We start from the raw sequence: 20,084 nt of genomic DNA on the forward strand, positions 1-20,084 counted from the left end.
GCCGCAAGACTATTTTGCGCCCGCAGCAATAATCCCTGCGCGCGAAAATGTCACTGACTAACCATTGAGACAGATGGAGGTTTCCGCGCTACGCTTGAAAAGGATGTGATCGTTATCACAGTGAGTCAGCTTTTGACGCAAAATCAAACAGTAAAGGATGGACGTGCACTGCCGATACCTCAATGGATTGCCCGGTTATGGGGTGTCAAAAATCGAGGGGAAAGCGTATGCGATGGCTCATCGCGCTAACGGTTGGCTGCCTAAGCGGCTGCTCTGTTGGGCATTACGAATACAGCAAAGAAGCAGCAAAACGCGTCGATATGACCGTCACCGGCATTCCAACGGTGCTGGGTATTGGTGCACTTGGCACCACCATTCCTCTCACGCCCGAATACAGCCTGACGGCGGCCCACGTGGCGAAGTATTCACTCTATCGGGTTAAAGCCTGGCATCCCGAATGCGATATTGCTGTGGTGTACCATAAAAACAGCGAAGCCAATTTGCCGCCGCCGTTCCGCAATAGCCATATCGGCGACGACGTGAATCTGTATGGCTACAGCTTTATTTCCGCGATGCCGGTAGCGTCAAGCGGCAAGAATCTGATCAATACCACGCTGGCGAATGACTGGAACAAAGCCAGCTGTGTGGTGGTGGCGGCCAATGCCGGCGTGGTGAAAGGTATGTCCGGCGGCGCGGTGTATAACGCCAGCGATGATACGCTGGCGGGGGTGATTGTCGGTTACAGCAGCCAGATTGATGACAATAAAAGCGGCAAAACGCTGTTTAAGAATGTGGCGCTGTATGTGCCGTACGCACGGTTTCAGGCGTGGCTGGATGGGGTGGTGAAGTCTTAGATCGTGCTGGCTGTCGGTGCTGGCTGTCCCCCTCCTCGGTCCTCCCCCATAAATGGGGGAGGAAGATGCTGCAAAATGTGAGTTCTGAAGCTGCATGTGGCAGCGTCTCCTTCCCCCATTCATGGGGGAAGGCCGGGATGGGGGACAGCGTGCACAGGGACAGCGTGCACCATCAAGCCGGAACCCACGCCCCCTGCACCTGCACCTGCGGAAAACCGCTGGTCAGAATACGCAGCTCGGCATCGCGCGGGGTGTTGTCGCCCTGCCCCTGAATGCTGACGATATCCTGCGGACAGGCGGAAAACGCCACAAAACAGTCCATCTCGGCGCGCAGCACAATATAGTCGCCCGGCTTCGTCACCACCGGCAGCGTCTTCAGCGTGATGCCATCCGGCTGCACCTGAATATTCATAAAGATATTAAACGAGGCCAGATTGCCATGCGGCAGCGTCACGCCCAGCTCACGCATGCCTTCAAACAGATTGTCATGGCAGTTGCGATGCGGTTCGGTGCAGCCGAGCAGCTCATAACGACGCGCATCGCAGGCCGCCATAAAGGTGTCGTGCACGCCTGGCGAGGTATCCGCCACCAGCGTCAAAATCGGGTGGCGCTGGCTGGTGATAAAGCTGTCGCCCACTTTGGGATTGAGACACTGATTCCACACGCGCGTCGCCTCCATACACATATATTCACTCACATCCTCAGCGTTGTAAGCCCAGCAATCCACCACCTGCGTGCCGTGCAGGTTAATCACCTGCACCGCTTCACCTTGCTTCAAGCGCACCGCTTTGCCGTAGCGCGCCGGGATGGTCATCGCTTCACGATGCTGAAATTCAGCCGACATGTTGTTCTCCTGATTAATGCTGCATGGCACGACGATAGCGCGTCATGCGAGATTCAAGGCCGCGCGCCAGCCAGTCGATGACGCTGTTGAGCAGCCAGTAACAGAGCGCCACCGTGAGATAGATCTCCAGCGGCGCGTAGGTATCCGAAATCGCCTGTTTGGCGGCGTACATAAACTCCTGCACCGAGACAATCGACAGCAGCGCGGAGTCTTTAATCAAACCGATCATCAGCCCGACCAGCGGCGACAGCATCTGCGGCAGCGTTTGCGGCAGCACCACGTCACGCAGTTGTTCGCTGCGGCTCAGGCCCAATACGCGGCACGCTTCCCACTGCCCTTGCGGCAGCGCATCAATGGCGGAGCGGATCACCTGCGCAATGTAAGGCGCGTAGTAGAGCGTCAATGCCAGCACGCCCACCACCGGCGACGACAGCGTGATGTCATATTCCGGCAGCACAAAATAGAGCAGATAGATCACCACCAGCAGCGGCAGCGCGAGGGTTAACCCGCTGTAAAGATTGAGCAAACGCAGCCAGAACCGCGAGGCACGCATCAGCAGCACGGCCAATAGCGCGCCCCACAGTAGCGAGCAGAGCGCCGCCACCAGACAAAGCTGCAAGGTGGCGATCAGGCCGTCACCGAGCGACGGCAAAGAGGTGATAATTGCCTGCCAATCCATTACGCTAACCTCCGCTTCGCTTCTAAACGACGCGCCGCCGCAATTAACGGCATGGCGATCAGCAGATAACCGGCCGCCACCAGCAGCAGCACCTGCGTGGCTTCGTAGGTGCGGGCGATGACGATCTGTCCGGCGTAGGTCAGTTCAGTGAGCGCCACCACCGACGCCAGCGGCGTGGTTTTCAGCAGAATGGTGAATTCATTCACCAGCATCGGCAGACTGGCGCGCATCACTTGGGGATTGATGACGTACCACCACGTCAGCAGGCGGCTCAGACCCAGCGTGCGCGACGCTTCCAGCTGTCCGCGCGTCACCAGGCTGCGATTCACGCGCAGGATTTCCGCCACGTACGCGCCGCTGTTGAGGCCAATGGCAATCACCGCCGCCAGCATCGGCTGACCGCCTAATCCCAGCCGCGGCAAGGTGAAGAACACCACAAACAGCTGCACAATCGCCGGCGTTCCGCGCATCACGCTGACATAGAAACGCCCGATGGCGCGCCAGATCCAGGCACGACGCAGCTGCAGGAAGCAACCGAGCTGCCCCATCACCACGCTGACTAACGACGCCAGCACGGTGAGCACCAGCGTCATCAGCAGGCCGTGCCCGAGTTCCGGCAACGCGGCCACTACCTGTTGATCCAGCCCCATGCGTTACTCCGCGTTAAAGTCGTGCAGGTTTTCCGCCACCGACAGCAGCAGCGGCGCGGGACGATCGTTGCCCTCAATGCCGGTGTTACAGGCGGAAACGATGAACTGCATGTCCATCACCACGCGACAGGTAATGCTGTCGCCAGCTTGGGTCAGGTTGGTTTCCGGCAGAATCTTGCCTTCACGCGTCAGCTTGACGTGCATAAACAGATTGATGGGATCCGGCAGCTTCGGCACCACCATGCCCAGACGCGCCAGCTCGCCGCGCAGCGCATCGAGACAACCTTCGCCCGGATAACCGCGCTCAGCGAGAAACGCCGTGGTGGAGGCCGGCAGCAGCAGGTCGTGACGCTTCACGCAGTCTTTGCCCAGCACCATCATCGGACGACGACGGTTGTTCACCAGACGCATGCCGGAACCGAGCAGGTAGCTGTTGCTAAACACCCGCGTGTGGTGCACCGACAGCCACACGGCGGGATCGGCAAGGCTAAAGCCAAACAGCGAAGCCACCGCGCCGTCGCCCTGAGCGGTGATGCGCAGTAACTGGCCACGCAGCACGCGAATCGAACCGATGCTGCCCGCTGCAACCTGCACCGGTTCAGCCAGCGTGCGCACGGCGGTTTCTTCATAACTTTCACGCATTAACAGCATGATTCATCTCCTGAGCGTGAAAATAGTCGCTGACCACGATGTCGATTGGCGTCACCTGCAGGCCGTTGCCGGGAATAATGTCCTGCGGGCAGGATGAGACCGCGCAGATCAGATCGCACAGCGCTTCAAAGGTGATGCTATCGCCCGCTTTGCTGTTGGGATCGGTCACTTCCATGCGGCCATCGGCGGTGACCGGGCCGTTCTGAAATAGGTTGAACGGTTCCGGCAGCGAGAAGTAGGTGACGCCAAACGCCTTCATCCCCTCCAGCAGGTTATCGACGCAGTTGCGATGCCCTTCGACACCGAAATCGATGCTGAAACGGGTGCGATCGCAGGCCGGTACGTTGGCGTCGTGGATGCCGATGCTGTCGGCAAGAATGCGCAGCATCGGGCGGTTTTCACTCGACCACAACGCGTCGCCCGGCTTAAAGAACAGCGAGCGCAGCTGTTGGCGCGTGTGCACCGGCGACAGCTTCTCGTTCAGGTCATCGGCATTCACCGCGACAAAATCGGCCGCCTGCTGCCCTTCGCTGTCAATCACGGTAATAAACTGGCCCTTGCGCACGCGGAAGGTTTTGCCAAAGCCGGCAGGCACCGTCAGGTTGGACTGGCACATAATTACTCCTGCGGAATGAAGTCGCTGGCGGGCACGGTAAAGGTGGTGCCGAGATATTGCTGCTGCAGTTTGGTCAGTTCGCCGTCTTTCTGCATCGCCAGGATGTGGTCGCTAATGGCTTTGTTCAGGCTGCCATCTTCTTTACGTGTCGCCCAACCCATCCACTGCGACGGGCCGACTTCGCCCACCTGCGCCACTTTGCCGGCATATTTTTTTGCTACCGGCGCCAGTACCGAGATGTCGTCATAAACGAAGTCGGCGCGTTTGGTCATCAAGGTGCTGACGGTTTGATCGAGTGAATCGACATTGATGATGGTGATCGGTTTTTTACCCTCCTTCTTCAACTGTTCGTTGAAACCCTTCAACAGCTGCTCTGGCACGCTGGCGGTTTTCACCGCGCCGCGCAGACCCGACAAGCTTTCCGGACTCAGGGTTTTACCGCTGAAGGTTTTCGCCTCGGCTTCACGCACCAGCACGCCGTTGACGGTTTTGCTGTACGGCACGGTAAACAGCACTTTCTTCGCGCGTTCCGCCGTGACGTTGAGGGATGAACCTTCGGCATTAAAGGAGCCCGAAATCAGGCCCGGCAGAATGCCGCTGAAGGCGGTTTTCTGAAACTCCAGTTTCACACCGAGATCGTTGGCAAAGGATTGCATGATCGCCACGCTGTAACCGGTGATCTCACCTTTGTCATCGGTGTATTCGTAGGGAGGAAAGGTTGGATCGATACCGACGGTAATTTTGCCGCTGCTTTTGATGTCGGCCAGCGTATCGGCTTGTGCCTGCGCCATGGTGCCGACAGAGAGAAGTGCGGCAATCAGCAGTGCTGTTTTTTTCATTATGGTGTTTCCCTGGTGTTGGTGAAATGTCATTTTCTACTGAGCATATTTTGTGCCAGCTTTTTCACTACTGTGCAGGGATACTTGATAAGAAACAGATTTTATTAAATAAAATCAAATGGAAACATTTGTTTCTGTGTTTTTATTTTTAATTTCTATGATTTCACACACGGTAAGACGGGGATAATTGGATGGGTGGGCACTGGACAGAATTGCACCGTTTTGGTGATTTTTCTGGCGCACAATGCGCCAGCAAGGCACATTATTCCAGTTCGTCGAGGGATTGGTGCAGCGCTTCGATTTGCGCGAGATGATCGTTGCTGGCTTTACCCATTTGCCGGGCCACCAGTGAACAGAGCAGATTACACACGCCGGAGAGCGCGGCGGTGCTATCGAAAATCAGGCTGCTGTCGGTGTGACAGCGGATTACCCACTGCGCATGGCGCGCCGGTTTGCCGGAGAGCACGTCGGCGATATACAACATCGGCACATTGCGCTCGGCCAGCGCGTCCATCGCCGCCTCCAGCGCGGGCATGCGACGACGCAGACCGACGCAGATCACCACATCCTCGGCGGTCAACGCCGCTATATGTTCCGCCAGCGAATCGCCGGGACGCGGCAGCAGACGCACATCGGAGTGAATATGGATCAGGTCTCGATAGATCAGATGCGCGATGGTTTGGCTGTGGCGCCAACCCATGACCACCACGCGTCGCGCCTGGCTGATGGCGCTGACCGCCTGCTGCAGCTGTTCGCTGTCCAGCGTGCGATAGCTGTTGACCAGGTTGGCGATCTCTCTTTCCAGATGCTGCTGCATGATGCTCGCTAATGGCGACGCGCTGGGTGCCGGTTGCAGATAGAGCGGTGAACCGCTGCTTTGCATGTCACGCGCCTGGCGACGTGCGGCTTCATAACTTTCATAGCCGAGATGGCGGAAGAAGCGCGTGGTGGTGGCTTTGGACACGCCCGCGCTGTGTGCCAGTTCGGTGGCGGTGTTCATGGCTAACTGGCCTGGTGCGGCGAGTAGCACATCGGCAAGTCGCTGCTCGTGGCTGGAGAGTTGATCCCAGTGCTGACGAATCCGGCCCTCTAACGTTGCCGCTTTTGCACTCATGGTGATTCCCTGAAAAAGAAAAAAACCATCCTGCACAGAGCGTGCCGAGTTGTCATCAGGAATTTTGTGTTGGGGAGAATGTGCTGGCTGAATCGCTACTCGGTCCGTGCTTGCTGTCCCCCTCCTCGGTCCTCCCCCATGAATGGGGGAGGAAGATGCTGCCATATGGTAGTTGGGGAGTTGCATGTGGCAGCGTCTCCTTCCCCCATTTATGGGGGAAGGCCGGGATGGGGGACTTCGGCGAAATACTACTTACCGGTCGGGCGCAGTGCCGGGAACAGGATCACGTCGCGGATGGTGTGGCTGTTGGTGAACAGCATCACCATACGGTCGATACCAATACCCAAACCAGCGGTTGGCGGCAGGCCGTGTTCCAGCGCGGTGACGTAGTCTTCGTCGTAGAACATCGCTTCGTCATCGCCAGACTCTTTCGCATTCACCTGCTGCAGGAAACGCTCAGCCTGATCTTCTGCATCGTTGAGCTCTGAGAAGCCGTTACCGATTTCGCGGCCGCCGATGAAGAACTCAAAGCGGTCGGTGATTTCCGGGTTCTCGTCGTTACGACGCGCCAGCGGTGATACTTCAGCCGGGTATTCGGTGATGAAGGTTGGCTGAATCAGGTGCGCCTCAGCGGTCTCTTCGAAGATCTCTGTAACGACGCGGCCCAGGCCCCAGCTCTTCTCAACTTTGATGTGCAGTGATTGGGCAATCGCTACCGCTTTATCAAAGTCTTCCAGATCGCTCAGGTCAGTTTCCGGACGGTATTTTTTGATCGCTTCACGCATGGTGAGCTTCTCGAACGGCTTACCGAAATCGAAGCTGTGATCGCCATACGGCACTTCCGTGGTGCCCAGCACATCCTGCGCCAGCGTACGGAACAGGCTTTCGGTCAGTTCGATCAGATCTTTGTAATCCGCATATGCCATATAGAGTTCCATCATGGTGAACTCTGGGTTATGGCGCGGCGAAATCCCTTCGTTACGGAAGTTACGGTTGATCTCGAACACGCGATCAAAACCGCCAACCACCAGACGCTTCAGATACAGCTCTGGCGCAATACGCAGGTACATATCGATATCAAGCGCATTATGATGGGTGATGAACGGACGCGCAGACGCGCCGCCAGGAATCACCTGCATCATCGGGGTTTCCACTTCCATAAAGTCGCGGTTAACCATGAACTGACGAATGCCGGCCATGATTTGTGAGCGAATTTTAAAGGTTTTGCGCGAATCGTCGTTGGAGATCAGATCGAGATAACGCTGACGATAACGGGTTTCCTGATCGGCCAGGCCGTGGAATTTGTCCGGCAGCGGACGCAGCGCTTTGGTCAGCAGACGCAGCTCAGTGATGTGGATCGACAGCTCACCGGTTTTGGTTTTGAACAGCTTACCGCGCGCACCGAGAATATCGCCGAGATCCCACTTTTTGAACTGCTCGTTGTAGACGCCTTCTGGCAGATCGTCGCGTGAGACGTAGATCTGAATCTGGCCGCCGACATCCTGCAGGGTCGCGAATGACGCTTTACCCATGATGCGGCGCGTCATCATACGACCGGCCACGCTCACTTCAACGCCCAGCGCTTCCAGCTCTTCATTCTCTTTCGCGTCATAGCTGGCGTGCAGCACATCGGACGTGGTATCGCGGCGGAAATCGTTAGGAAACGCCACGCCTTTTTCACGCAGCGCGCTGAGTTTTTCGCGACGCGCTTTCAGTTCGTTGTTTAACTCAAGGGCGGCATCAGCGCTCTGCGGTTGTTGTTCAGACATGTCGGTTCCTTATAGCCCTGCTTTTAAACTTGCTTCAATAAAACGATCGATATCGCCATCCAGCACCGCTTGGGTGTTGCGGGTTTCTACGCTGGTACGCAGATCCTTGATGCGTGAATCGTCGAGAACATAAGAACGGATCTGGCTGCCCCAGCCGATATCAGATTTGTTATCTTCCGCTGCCTGCTTATCCGCGTTTTTCTTCTGCATCTCATATTCGTACAGCTTGGCGCGTAACTGCTTGAAGGCCTGATCTTTGTTCTTGTGCTGTGAACGGTCGTTTTGGCACTGCACCACAATGTTGGTCGGCAAGTGGGTAATACGCACCGCAGACTCGGTTTTGTTAACGTGCTGGCCACCCGCACCGGAGGCGCGGTAAACGTCGATACGCAGATCGGCAGGATTGATATCGATATCGATGTTGTCATCCACTTCCGGGTAGATAAACACCGAACTGAATGAGGTATGACGACGGCCGCCGGAATCGAACGGGCTCTTACGCACCAGGCGATGAACGCCGGTTTCGGTACGCAGCCAGCCAAACGCGTAGTCGCCGATGATTTTAATGGTGGCGGATTTGGTTCCGGCCACTTCACCGTCTGACTCTTCGATAATTTCGGTTTTATAACCTTTGGCTTCCGCCCAGCGCAGATACATGCGCAGCAGCATGCTGGCCCAATCCTGCGCTTCGGTGCCGCCGGAACCGGCCTGAATATCCATGTAGCAGTCGGCGCTGTCATATTCACCTGAGAACATACGACGGAATTCCAGTTCGCCCAGCTTCACTTCAAGTGCATCAAGCTCGGCAACCGCTTCGTTGAAAGTCTCTTCGTCGTCAGCTTCCACCGCCAGATCCAGCAGGCCCTGCACATCTTCCAGGCCTTGCGTCATGTGATCTAAGGTTTCCACTACCGCTTCCAGTGAAGCACGTTCTTTACCCAGCGCTTGCGCGCGCTCAGGTTCGTTCCAGACGTCAGGCTGCTCCAGCTCGGCGTTTACTTCTTCGAGGCGTTCTTTCTTGGCATCGTAGTCAAAGATACCCCCGAAGAACGTCGCTGCGCTCACTGAGGTCCTGGATACGATTTTTGACCGGATTAATTTCAAACATGGCTTTTCAGTCTTTTTTGACGATTCGGTGAAAGGAGATAAAAACTAACGCGCTAGTTTACCCGAAAGTGTGCGCACTTTGTAGCATTGCACGCCGCCTGAGTGAGCGCGCCTCCGCCGTAAGAAAAAAAGTTCTTATCCTTCTGGAAAGCTTTACCCGCTACGCTTTCCCAAACACCTCCGCAAATACCTCGCCTTCAGAACCTTCTTAGGAATTTTCCTGCAAAGATAAGGCAATTAGCGCCGAATGACGCCATTAAAGATCATGATTTATAACGATAAATCATTAAGAATTGTCTTGTGAGAAATTTCCTGCAAGAAAGCAGACACGTCTCAAATAACGCCATTAAGCAGCTGATATTCAGCCTATCGATTTATTAGCGCCCTTTTATCATTTTGCTCAGTGACTATCCCCCCGATGGACATCACTGACGTCCAGACCGTTTGTCACCACGATCGCCAGGAATGCGCAGCTTCGACAGGGAATGACACAGTAATCAGCGCCCGTAAACGTGAGCGGGCACAACATGTCCTGAGAGACATGAAGGAGTATCGATGTTTATTCCCGGTTTGCGCACTTCACCGCGCCTGCTTGCCTTGTTAATGCCTTTGTTACTTGCCGCCTGCGGTGGTGGTGGCGGCGGAGGTGGCGGAAGCGCGGCAACCTCGCCCACCACCGGCACGCCTGAGACACCCACGCCAGCTCAGCCCAGCGCTTCAGGCAATGCCAGCAAAGTCGGCATTATTGATTCAGGGTTATCGCCCGATCGCAGTGAAATCAATTATGCCAACGTGCAGTTCACCAGCTACGTCGGCGGCGGCAGTAGTTTGAATGATAATCAGGGCATTAACGGTCACGGCACCGTGGTGGCGCTGACGTTATTAGGCCTGTCGCCGGGCAGCACACTGTATGTGGCGCAGGCATCGCAGAACAATATCTTTCAATACGACGATACCGCCCGTGCGGTGAGCGGCCTGCTGAGCCAGGGCGTGCGGGTTTTCAATATGTCGTACGCCTCCAGCGAGCGCTTAACCTCCGCACAGGCGCTATCCGATGCGCAGCCGCACTATCAGGTGCTGGTGCAAAGCATGCGTGAGATTGCAGCGGCTAACGGTTTGGCGGTGGTGATCACCGGCAATGGCGGCACTGCAACACCGTCCCCTAACGCGCAGCTGCCGTTGATTTATCAGGACAGCGCGTTGCAAAAGAATATGCTGGCCGTTACCGGCGTGATGGACAGCACCTCATACGACACGGCGAACCGCGCGGCGTTAACCGGGCCGTTTGATGCCTGTGGTAACGCCGCGGCATGGTGCCTGAGCGCACCGGGATACACCGATTATCGCTTTCATAACGCCGATGGTACCTGGGTAAATGCGCGTAGCTACGGCACCTCGTTTGCCGCGCCGCGCGCCGCTGCGGCCGCTTCGCAAGTGTTGCAGCGCTTTCCGTGGATGAGCGGCTACAACCTGCAGCAAACGTTGCTGACCACCGCCACTTATCGCAGCGATGCTTACGCAGGCGCTGCGGATAGCGCCAACGGGCGGCCTTACAACAACACCTTCGGCTGGGGCGATCTCAACCAGGCGAAAGCGCTCAACGGTCCGGCAATGTTCTGGGCCAATGATTTTCACGCCAGTCTGGATGCGGGTAGCTATGTCTTCTCGAATGCCATCAGCGGCGATCGTGGCCTGATACTCGACGGCGCCAATAATGGCGGCGTGCTGCGGTTAACCGCTAACAACAGTTACCTCGGCCAGACCAGCGTTGCCGCCAATACGTTGCTGATTGAGGGTGCGATTGCTGGCAGTGCCAACGTCAGCGGCAGCGGCACTTTAGGTGGCAGCGGTGTGATTGGCGGCAGCTTACTCAATCAGGGAACGGTCAACGGCGGTTTGCAGGTGCAAGGCGATTACCAGCAACGCAGTAATGGCGTGCTCAATATCGCGTTAAACAGCCCGCTGCGTGTAGCAGGCCACTCTACGCTGGACGGCACGCTGAACCTCGCGCCACCCTCATCAACTTATGTGGTGAAACAGCAGGAAACGCTGCTGACCAGCGATGCGGGTGTTAGCGGCCAGTTCAGTCAGGTCAATACTGGCGTGTTTCTTGATGGTTCGGTCAGCTACAACGCTAACAGCGTCACTGGCCAACTGACGCGTAAAAATACCGCAGCAGTAGCGGCAGCGCTGGGCATGAACAGCGCCAGCACTCAGCAAACGGCCGCGAATCTGGAGCAGGCGTTTAGCGTAGCGGACAGCTGGCAGCAACAGGGTTCACTGAGCAGTGCGCAGCAGTCAGCGCTGGGCGCAGCAGGAGCGTTTCAGTCGCTGGCAGATGCCCGCAGTGCGCAGGCCGCCATCAATTCACTTTCCGGTCAGGCGCACGCTTCCAGCAACGCGGTACTGTTTAACGCGCTGGATTATCAAAGCCGCCTGTTGAGTAACCGTATCGCCGATGCCAGCGCCGACAATCGTTACGGTTTCTGGCTGGAGAGCGGTCAACTGCGCGGTTCACTGGATCAGGCGGGCTACCTCGGCACCGATTACCGCAACACGCTTACCGCACTGGGCGTGGATAGCGATTTGGGTATTTCTGGTCTGCGTGTGGGCGTGGCCTGGACGCAGAATCAGATCGATTCCACCTACGACCAAACCGGCGGCACCAGCCGTAATCGCTTGCAAGGCGCGATGCTGTATGGCCGCTACGATTTGACGCCAGCATGGTATCTGCAGGGCAATCTCAGCTATCAACATGGTCGCGATGAGTTAAAGCGTCTGGTGTTGCTGGATGAAGCTTCGCCGGTGTCATCGACCACCAGCAGCAACAGCTGGCAGGCGGCGCTGCAAAGCGGCTATCGCTGGACAATTGAGGAGAATTATCGCCTCGAACCCTATCTCGGCTGGCGTGAAACCGGGCTGGATACCGGTGCGTTTGAGGATAAGGGCAGCGCGTTTGGTCTGAGCGGCGACGGCGACAGCTATCGACGCAGCGTCGGCTATAGCGGTTTGAGTATCAGCGCACGGCAGGATTGGTCGGCTGGATTGTGGAGCATGCTGAGTCTTTATGGCGAATACCAGTACGCATTCAACAATCCGTCGATGGATGTCAGCGCGCGCTGGGGCGGATTTGGCGATGACCAGAACCGTTTCACGATTCCCGGCATGCAGCTCGATCGCCGTTCGCAGTGGTTAGGTGTGCGGTTGGATGTGGCGCAGACGTCACGCGCGCGCCTGTTCCTGCGCGCCGATCAGCACTTCGCCGATCGCGGTGACGAAAAAGTGCTGCGCGGCGGTGTGGATGTGAGTTTCTGATAAACGTTTAATCGGTCAACTGAGCGCGATAGATCGCGCCGCTACGGATACGTGCACAGGTAGCGGCGCGATGCATTGCGCGTTTTGGTAGTGAACTACAGCGGCCAAAGGTGATCGATGATCAATTGCACCGAACGATTGCCGCGGTATTCGTTGATATCCAGCTTATAGGCCAGCTGCACCTGACGCACGCTGCTGTCTGGCCACAGCGTGGTATCCACGTTGAAGGCAATCCCATCCAACAGCGGGCCGCCGCCGAGCGGCTCGACCATCACTTTCAAATGACGCTCGCCCACTAACCGCTGTTGTAACAGCTTGAACTTGCCATCGAACACGGGTTCCGGGAATGCCTGGCCCCACGGACCGGCCTCGCGCAGCATTTCGGCAGTATGCAGGGTAAACTCCTGCGCATGCAGTTCGCCGTCCGACCAAATCACGCCCTGCAACGCTTCGCCATCCAGCCACTCATCAATCAACGCGGCAAATCGCGCACGGAACTCCTCGTACTTCGCGGTTTCCAGTGACAATCCGGCTGCCATGGCGTGACCACCAAATTTGATCATTAAGCCAGGGAACAGCGTGTCGAGACGCTCCAGCGCATCGCGCAGATGCAAACCCGCAATTGAGCGGCCCGAACCTTTCAGCGTGCCGTCTCCGGCGGGGGCGAAGGCGATCACCGGGCGATGGAAGCGCTCTTTCAGGCGCGACGCCAGAATCCCCACCACGCCCTGATGCCACTCGGGATGGTAGAACGCCAGTCCAAGCGGCAGATCGGTATGCTGACGCTCCAGCTCATCGCACAGCGCCAGCGCTTCGCTTTTCATGCCCTGCTCAATCTCTTTGCGCGTCTGATTCAGCGCATCGAGTTCATTCGCCAGCATGCGCGCCTGGGAAATATCTTCGGTGAGCAGCAGCGCCACGCCGACCGACATATCATCCAGACGACCGGCAGCATTCAGGCGCGGACCCACGGCAAAACCGAGATCGCTGGCGGCGAGTTGGCGCGCATCGCGGTTGGCAATCTCCAGCAGCGCGCGAATCCCGGCACGGCATTTGCCCGCGCGAATACGGCTCAAACCTTGCCACACCAGAATGCGGTTGTTGGCATCCAGCGGCACCACATCGGCCACGGTGCCCAGCGCCACCAGATCCAGCAGCTCCGCCAGATTTGGCTCGGCTCGGCTCTCACTAAACCAGTTTTGCTGACGCAGGTGCGCACGCAGCGCCAGCATCAGATAGAAGGCCACGCCAACACCCGCCAGCGAACGTGAGGGGAATTCGCTGTCGTTGAGGTTCGGATTAACAATCGCTTCGGCGGCGGGCAAGGTTTCGCCCGGCAAGTGGTGATCGGTAACCAGCACCGGAATGCCGTGCTGATGCGCGGTATCCACTCCGGCATGTGATGAGATGCCGTTATCGACGGTGAGGATCATCTCCGCACCGCGCGCTTTAGCCTGCTCGACCACTTCCGGACTCAAACCGTAGCCATCTTCGAAACGGTTTGGCACCAGATAATCCACATTACCGCCGAGGCTGCGCAGCGCCAGCACGGTTAACGCGGTGCTGGTGGCGCCATCGGCATCGAAATCGCCCACCACCACGATACGTTTGCCCGCCAGCAGCATCTGATGCAGCAACGTTACGGCGGCTTCGATGCCGCCCAGCGTTTGCCACGGCAGCAGATGTTTAGCGCCGCGCTCCAGTTCCAGCGCCTCTTTCACGCCGCGTTGCAGATACAAGCGGCGCAGCAAAGGGGGCAAATCAGCGGGTAAGCTGGCTTCGGTCTCGGCTTCGCGCCGACGCAATTCAACAGAATGAATCACTGTGCGTTAACCGCCACGCTTCTGGCCGTCAAGCACCTGCTTCAGCTCTTGCGGTCCCTGATAGCCAGGAATCATCATGCCGCTATCCGTGAGAATGGCTGGCGTACCCTGAATGCCAAACAGGATGCCGAGTTTGTACTGCTGCTCGATATTGATTTTGCAGGTCGCTGGCGCATCCATCTGCGGCGCATCGCCTTTCATTGCTGCATCGAAAGCTTTGTTACGATCGGCGCTGCACCAGATGGCGCGCATGGCTTTTTCTACCTGACCATTCAGACCTTCACGCGGGAAGGCCAGATAGCGCACGGTGATGCCGAGCGCGTTGTAGTCGGCCATCTGCTCATGCAGCTTGCGGCAGTAGCCGCAGGTGATGTCGGTGAACACGGTGATGACGTGCTGCTCTTTCGGCGCTTTATAGACAATCATGTCTGGCGCCAGCGCAGTAACTTTTTTGTCCAGCAGCTGGTTAGTAACGTTGATCGGCTGGGTGCCGCTGACATCATACAGCGGGCCCTGAATCATGTGCTTGCCGTCTTCGGAGACGTAAAGCACGCCGCTTTCGGTCAGCACCGTTTTGATACCCGGCAGCGGGGACGGCTGGATTTCAGCCTGCTGCAATCCCAGTTTTTTCAGCGTTTGCTGAATAGCGTTGTCATCGGCATGCGCCAATCCAGTGAATGCACTGACCAGCAGAGCCAGCATCGTTAGCTGCTTTTTCATCTTAAATCCTTGTTACCGCATCTCAAGCGCGCGGATGATGCTGTTGATGTAACAGACGCAGGCGCTCAGTGGCGACGTGCGTATAAATTTGGGTGGTCGAGAGGTCGCTGTGGCCCAGCAACATCTGTACGACGCGTAAATCGGCGCCGTGGTTCAGTAAATGTGTGGCAAATGCGTGGCGCAGCACGTGCGGCGACAGCTTTTCGCTATCGATACCGGCAAGGGTCGCATAGTGTTTAATGCGATGCCAGAAGGTCTGCCGCGTCATTTGCTGTGCGCGCTGGCTGGGAAACATCACGTCCAGTGTTTGCCCGTTGAGCAGCCACGGCCGACCATGTTCCATATAGTATTCAATCCAGTAAACCGCTTCTTCACCTAACGGCACAAGACGCTCTTTGTTGCCTTTACCGATTACGCGCACCACGCCCTGACGCAGGCTGATATCGCTGATGGTCAAACCCACCAGCTCCGTTACGCGTAAACCGGTAGCGTACAGCAGCTCCAGCATCGCCTTGTCGCGCAGTTCGAGCGGCACATCAATGCTCGGTGCCTGCAGCAAGCGTTCGACCTGGTTTTCACTGAGATCTTTCGGCAGACGCTGCGGCAGTTTCGGTGCCGACAGCAGCGCGCTGGGATCGTCGCTGCGCACTTTTTCCCGATAGAGATATTGGCACAAGCGGCGAATGGCGCTGAGGGTGCGCGCCGAGCTGGTGGCTTTGTAGCCGCCCTCAACGCGTTCGGCAAGAAACTGCTGCAAATCAAGCGCTTCAAGCGTTAATAGCGTGCGATCGTGGTGATGCAGCCAGCCGGTGAGCGTTTGGAGATCCTGCCGGTAAGAGGCGAGCGTATTCTGCGCCAGATTACGCTCAATCCAAAGCGCATCCAGAAACTGTTCGATCAGATCGCTGTCCTGCACTGTACTCTCCGCCCGTGTGAAATCGTGCTCATTATGCCTGAAAGTAGCCTGCTTCTGGTACAATTGCCCCCGAGTCAGGTTCAGACAGAGCATTAATTGCATGAATATCGGTTTGTTTTATGGTTCGAGTACCTGTTACACCGAGATGACGGCGGAGAAGATTCGCGACTTTATCGGTGAAGAATTAGTCACGCTGCACAATTTGAAAGATGACGATCCGTCGCTGATGGAGCAGTACGATTTGCTGATCCTTGGCATTCCGACGTGGGATTTCGGTGAGTTACAGGAAGATTGGGAAGCGATTTGGCCGCAGATTCCGGCGCTGAATTTGCGCGGAAAAATCGTGGCGCTGTACGGCATGGGCGATCAGGGCGAATACGCCGAATGGTTCCTTGATGCGCTGGGCATGCTGCACGAACTGCTGCAGCCGATGGGCGTGCAGTTTGTGGGTTACTGGCCGCTGGAAGGCTATGAGTTCACCAGCAAAAAACCGCTGACCGCCGATGGCACGCAGTTTGTCGGTTTGGCGCTCGACGATGTTAACCAGTTCGAACAGAGCGATGAGCGCATTGAGCAGTGGTGCGAACAGATTCTGACGGAAACCGCAGCGCTGCTTTAAGGCAGCGTTTGACCATCCCTTAGAAAACAGCAGGCGCGCAGCGTGCGCCATTCACCGGGCGGCAGGTTGTCATGCATTAACCACAGCCGCCAGCGTTTTCCCTGCTGATTACGCAGCACCAGCAAAACGCCATACGGCAACCAATCCGCCTTACGTTCCGCTCGCCAGCGCACGCCGCGCCACAGCCAATTGCCCTTCACGTCCAGCCCCAAATGACCTACGCGCTGTACCAGACGGCGCTCGTTACGCCAGCACTCCGCCAGCAGCAGCACTAACACCGGCGCTTTACTCCACGCCCACGCGTCAGGCCACTCCAGCGCCAGCAGCAAACCGGTGCACAGTAGAAAAAGCGTCACATTCAGTGCGCGCGCACTGCGTGACGCTCGCAGATCACATTGCCACCGGACCGCGTTCACGGTTGCGCTGCTGAATCAGTTTCACCATACGTTTGAACTCGGGATCAACCGGTTCACCGTGATTCATCAACCAGTTGAACAGATCGGGATCGTCACTCTTTAGTAGCGCGATAAAAACCTGCTTATCGGTGTCGTTCAGCGAATCATATTCAAATTTGAAAAACGGCATGATAGCCATATCCAGCTCCAGCATGCCGCGACGGCATGCCCATTGGACGCGGGCTTTGTCGTTAATTTCCATGTCTCAGGTTCCATGACTAAAAACAGTGGGGCTCAGTGTACCTGCTTTTTTTTCTCGCTGCAGGCGCTGTGCTTAACCCTGTGCAATACCTCGGTGTTACATCCCCCAGTTTGCAATGGGTATCACGCGATTTGTGCGCCATATTCAGTAAACAGGTTGCAAAGCCGCACTGCTCTTTTACCATTGCAACCTATTACCTCATTAATCAGGAAAGAGACATGTCGATTTTTACCCTTCCACCTCGCCAGCCTGCTGCATCGTCACGCCTGCCTTTAACCCTGATTTCGCTCGACGAATGGGCGCTGGTTAAGGTGCAAGGCAACGACAGCACGTCTTATCTGCAAGGTCAGCTGACGCTGGATGTCGCGGCGATGGGCGAGACGCAGCATCGTCCCGCCGCGCACTGCGATGCCAAAGGCAAAATGTGGAGCAACATTCGTCTGTTCCATCGCAGCGAAGGTTACGCTTACGTGGTGCGTCGCAACCTGCGTGAGCAGCAGCTTACCGAACTGAAGAAATACGCGGTGTTCGCCAAAGTCACCATCGTCGCTGATGATGAAGCGGTGCTGCTCGGCGTTGCCGGTTTCCAGGCGCGCGCCGCGCTGGCAGGCGTATTCAGCACACTGCCGGATGCCGAAACGCCGGTAGTACAGCAAGGTGAGAGCACGCTTTTGTGGTTTGATCAGCCAGCCGAACGTTTCCTGCTGGTGACCACGCCTGAACAGGCGAATGCGTTGAAAGAGAAACTGGCGGGAGAAGCGCAGTTCAACGACAGCCTGCAATGGCTGGCGCTGGATATCGAAGCGGGCATTCCGGTGATTGAAAGCGCCACCAGCGCGCAGTTGATTCCACAAGCCACTAACCTACAGGCGCTGGATGCCATCAGCTTCAAAAAAGGGTGTTACACCGGCCAGGAGATGGTGGCACGCGCCAAATTCCGCGGTGCGAACAAACGCGCACTCTATTGGCTGGCAGGTAAAGCCAGCAAAGTGCCGGAGGTTGGCGGTTCGATGGAGCTGCAGATGGGCGATAAATGGCGTCGCACCGGCACCGTATTGAGCGGTGTGCAGCTGGATGACGGCAGCGTTTGGGTGCAGGTGGTGATGAATAATGATTTGGAGCCGGATAGCGTACTGCGCGTGGAAGGCGACGAAAGTGGCAAATTGACCATTCAGCCGCTGCCGTATTCATTAACCGAATAATTGCGGGCCGGGTCCGTACTAAACACGTAAGGTCGCCATTTTCGGCGACCTGGATTGAGCTTACATCACGTAAAAATAAATCGCGCAGAAGTGCAACACGCTGCCGCCGAGCACAAAACCGTGCCAGATGGCGTGACTGTAAGGAATACGGCGCGAGACGTAGAATATCACTCCTAGCGAATAGACAATGCCACCGGCAGCCAGCAGCCAAATCCCGCCCGGCGACAGTTTGATCGCCAGCTGATAAATCACCACCAGCGACAACCAGCCCATACCGAGATAGGTCACCAGCGACAGCGCTTCAAAGCGGTGGGCAAAGGCGATTTTAAACAGGATACCGGCCAGCGCCAGGCTCCAGATCACCACCATTAAGCCCTGTGCCAGCGGCGAATTGAGCCCCACCAGCAAGAACGGCGTGTAAGTGCCAGCAATCAACAGATAAATGGCGCAGTGGTCAAATTTCTTCAGCCAGTATTTGGCTTTTTGATGGGGAATGGCGTGATACAGCGTTGAGGCGAGATAGAGCAGAATGATGCTGCCGCCGTACAGGCTGTAACTGGTGATCGCGGTAACGTTAGCTTGGGATTCAACGGCTTGTGTCAACATCAACACCAGGCCAATGATGCCGAAAATGCAGCCGATTCCGTGGCTGATACTATTGGCGATCTCTTCTGCCAATGAGTAGCCCTGGGCAATAACTGGGGTTTGTACCATGAGGGGATTCCTGAACAACGGAAAAAGCGAGTGTGCTATTTCTGAGCAACCAGAGTAACCGGGATAATTTTCAGAGTACACATGTACGCTAAAATAAATCTGTGAGTGGGTGTGACAGGCGAGGGTTTGAATGAATCGGTCGCCATGCAAGGCGACACTCCGCACGCATACTGTTTTATGGGGTCGGGTTTGATACCGGCTTGGTGATTATCGTCCGCCAGCCGCATCGATAAAGGTGCCCGTCACGTAAGACGCGGCATCGCTCGCTAGCCAGACAATTGCGGCAGCAATCTCTTCTGCCTGGCCGCCGCGTCCCATTGGCAATGCGCTCGCCAGGCGATCGACCCGACCCGGCTCGCCGCCATCGGCGTGCATATCGGTATAAATAAGGCCAGGACGCACGCTGTTGACGCGAATGCCTTGCGATGCCACTTCCAGCGACAACCCTTTAGTCAGCGTATCCATCGCCCCTTTTGAAGCGGCGTAATCCACATATTCGCCTGGCGCACCGAGACGTGACGCAGCGGATGACACATTGACGATGGCGCCCCCTTTGCCGCCATGATGCGTGCCCATGCGTTTTACCGCCTCACGACAGCAGATGAACGTGCCGGTAACGTTGGTGGCGAATACGCGCTGAATACGTTCGGCATCCAGATCTTCCACCCGACATTGGGTAAACAAAATACCGGCATTATTCACCAGCACTCGCAGCGCGCCCTCTTGCTGGTCCAATTCGGCAAACATACGTATGACCTGCGCTTCATCGCCAATATCGGCCTGCAGCGCAAACGCACTGCCGCCCTGCGCTTCAATCTCTGCCACCACGCTTGCCGCTTCGGCTGCACGCTGACGATAGTTGATCGCCACGCGATAACCCGCCTGCGCCAGCGATAGTGCGGTTGCGCGTCCAATGCCGCGACTACCGCCGGTAATCAAAGCCAGATCCATTTTTGCCTCCACAAAAAAGGGCCGAACAATCGGCCCTTTCATAA

General features: G+C 56.8%; 20 protein-coding genes. 4 read left to right on the forward strand and 16 right to left on the reverse strand.

Features of this window, described 5'->3' with window-relative positions; genetic code table 11:
- Positions 1-227: 227 nt before the first annotated feature.
- A complete protein-coding gene (locus tag AAF463_RS15445; protein WP_101761972.1) occupies positions 228-854 on the forward strand; it encodes a hypothetical protein in 627 nt (208 codons plus the stop codon).
- 172 nt (positions 855-1,026) lie between these two features.
- Here the strand turns inward: AAF463_RS15445 and AAF463_RS15450 are convergent, their stop codons facing one another.
- The 9 genes from AAF463_RS15450 to prfB form a co-directional block, all read right to left on the reverse strand.
- Complete coding sequence (locus AAF463_RS15450) at positions 1,027-1,698, reverse strand: urea carboxylase-associated family protein (RefSeq protein ID WP_350261055.1); 672 nt, start codon at positions 1,696-1,698, stop codon at positions 1,027-1,029.
- 13 nt (positions 1,699-1,711) lie between these two features.
- Positions 1,712-2,377, reverse strand: coding sequence for an amino acid ABC transporter permease (locus tag AAF463_RS15455; protein WP_176973592.1), 666 nt, complete (start codon positions 2,375-2,377; stop codon positions 1,712-1,714).
- Entirely contained in the window at positions 2,377-3,027 is a 651-nt protein-coding gene (locus tag AAF463_RS15460; protein WP_008108217.1) for an amino acid ABC transporter permease, read from the reverse strand. Before AAF463_RS15460 ends, AAF463_RS15455 begins: the two co-directional genes overlap by 1 nt.
- A 3-nt stretch (positions 3,028-3,030) precedes the next feature.
- Positions 3,031-3,678, reverse strand: coding sequence for an urea carboxylase-associated family protein (locus AAF463_RS15465; protein WP_350261056.1), 648 nt, complete (start codon positions 3,676-3,678; stop codon positions 3,031-3,033).
- Positions 3,662-4,294, reverse strand: a complete 633-nt coding sequence (locus AAF463_RS15470) for an urea carboxylase-associated family protein (protein WP_350261057.1) — start codon at positions 4,292-4,294, stop codon at positions 3,662-3,664. The genes AAF463_RS15465 and AAF463_RS15470 overlap by 17 nt, the downstream gene beginning before the upstream one ends.
- A 2-nt stretch (positions 4,295-4,296) precedes the next feature.
- On the reverse strand, positions 4,297-5,133 hold the full coding sequence (locus AAF463_RS15475; protein ID WP_101761967.1) for a transporter substrate-binding domain-containing protein: 837 nt from the start codon (positions 5,131-5,133) through the stop codon (positions 4,297-4,299).
- 262 nt (positions 5,134-5,395) lie between these two features.
- Entirely contained in the window at positions 5,396-6,247 is an 852-nt protein-coding gene (locus AAF463_RS15480) for a MurR/RpiR family transcriptional regulator (protein WP_350261058.1), read from the reverse strand.
- A 248-nt stretch (positions 6,248-6,495) separates the two neighbouring features.
- Positions 6,496-8,016, reverse strand: a complete 1,521-nt coding sequence (gene lysS, locus AAF463_RS15485; RefSeq protein ID WP_101761966.1) for a lysine--tRNA ligase — start codon at positions 8,014-8,016, stop codon at positions 6,496-6,498.
- 9 nt (positions 8,017-8,025) lie between these two features.
- A protein-coding gene (prfB, locus tag AAF463_RS15490; protein ID WP_110867985.1) for a peptide chain release factor 2 occupies positions 8,026-9,124 on the reverse strand; the annotation gives its coding sequence in 2 pieces (ribosomal slippage) (positions 8,026-9,048 and positions 9,050-9,124; 1,098 coding nt in all).
- Between the two features lie 554 nt (positions 9,125-9,678).
- Here prfB and AAF463_RS15495 point away from each other — a divergent pair.
- A complete protein-coding gene (locus AAF463_RS15495) occupies positions 9,679-12,438 on the forward strand; it encodes an autotransporter domain-containing protein (RefSeq protein WP_350261059.1) in 2,760 nt (919 codons plus the stop codon).
- A 95-nt stretch (positions 12,439-12,533) separates the two neighbouring features.
- Here AAF463_RS15495 and recJ read toward each other — a convergent pair whose 3' ends face one another.
- Genes recJ through xerD form a run of 3 tightly spaced genes read right to left on the reverse strand, consistent with a single transcriptional unit; the run spans position 12,534 to position 15,897 of the window.
- Positions 12,534-14,261 carry a single-stranded-DNA-specific exonuclease RecJ gene (gene recJ / locus AAF463_RS15500; RefSeq protein ID WP_101761963.1) on the reverse strand — a complete coding sequence of 576 codons (1,728 nt, stop codon included), beginning with the start codon at positions 14,259-14,261 and terminating at the stop codon, positions 12,534-12,536.
- A gap of 6 nt (positions 14,262-14,267) precedes the next feature.
- Positions 14,268-14,981 carry a bifunctional protein-disulfide isomerase/oxidoreductase DsbC gene (gene dsbC, locus AAF463_RS15505; protein ID WP_101761962.1) on the reverse strand — a complete coding sequence of 238 codons (714 nt, stop codon included), beginning with the start codon at positions 14,979-14,981 and terminating at the stop codon, positions 14,268-14,270.
- A 22-nt stretch (positions 14,982-15,003) separates the two neighbouring features.
- Positions 15,004-15,897: a site-specific tyrosine recombinase XerD gene (xerD, locus tag AAF463_RS15510; protein WP_008108233.1), complete on the reverse strand. Its 894-nt coding sequence runs from the start codon at positions 15,895-15,897 to the stop codon at positions 15,004-15,006.
- Between the two features lie 100 nt (positions 15,898-15,997).
- Here xerD and fldB point away from each other — a divergent pair, with 100 nt between their 5' ends.
- Positions 15,998-16,516, forward strand: coding sequence for a flavodoxin FldB (gene fldB, locus AAF463_RS15515; protein WP_101761960.1), 519 nt, complete (start codon positions 15,998-16,000; stop codon positions 16,514-16,516).
- On the opposite strand, the gene AAF463_RS15520 is transcribed toward fldB, so the two are convergent.
- Positions 16,513-16,872 carry a protein YgfX gene (locus tag AAF463_RS15520; RefSeq protein WP_350261060.1) on the reverse strand — a complete coding sequence of 120 codons (360 nt, stop codon included), beginning with the start codon at positions 16,870-16,872 and terminating at the stop codon, positions 16,513-16,515. The genes fldB and AAF463_RS15520 overlap by 4 nt on opposite strands.
- 34 nt (positions 16,873-16,906) lie before the next feature.
- Positions 16,907-17,173: an FAD assembly factor SdhE gene (sdhE, locus tag AAF463_RS15525; RefSeq protein WP_101761958.1), complete on the reverse strand. Its 267-nt coding sequence runs from the start codon at positions 17,171-17,173 to the stop codon at positions 16,907-16,909.
- Between the two features lie 218 nt (positions 17,174-17,391).
- Here sdhE and ygfZ point away from each other — a divergent pair, with 218 nt between their 5' ends.
- Positions 17,392-18,375 (forward strand): tRNA-modifying protein YgfZ, encoded by a 984-nt coding sequence (ygfZ, locus tag AAF463_RS15530; protein ID WP_101761957.1) that lies wholly within the window; start codon positions 17,392-17,394, stop codon positions 18,373-18,375.
- A 60-nt stretch (positions 18,376-18,435) separates the two neighbouring features.
- On the opposite strand, the gene AAF463_RS15535 is transcribed toward ygfZ, so the two are convergent.
- Positions 18,436-19,089 carry a hemolysin III family protein gene (locus AAF463_RS15535; protein ID WP_110867988.1) on the reverse strand — a complete coding sequence of 218 codons (654 nt, stop codon included), beginning with the start codon at positions 19,087-19,089 and terminating at the stop codon, positions 18,436-18,438.
- A gap of 207 nt (positions 19,090-19,296) precedes the next feature.
- Positions 19,297-20,040, reverse strand: coding sequence for an SDR family oxidoreductase (locus AAF463_RS15540; protein WP_350261061.1), 744 nt, complete (start codon positions 20,038-20,040; stop codon positions 19,297-19,299).
- Between the last annotated feature and the right edge of the window lie 44 nt (positions 20,041-20,084).

It is taken from the genome of Pantoea sp. BJ2 (assembly GCF_040255075.1).
In the GTDB taxonomy this organism is placed as follows: Bacteria; Pseudomonadota; Gammaproteobacteria; order Enterobacterales; family Enterobacteriaceae; genus Pantoea; species Pantoea leporis.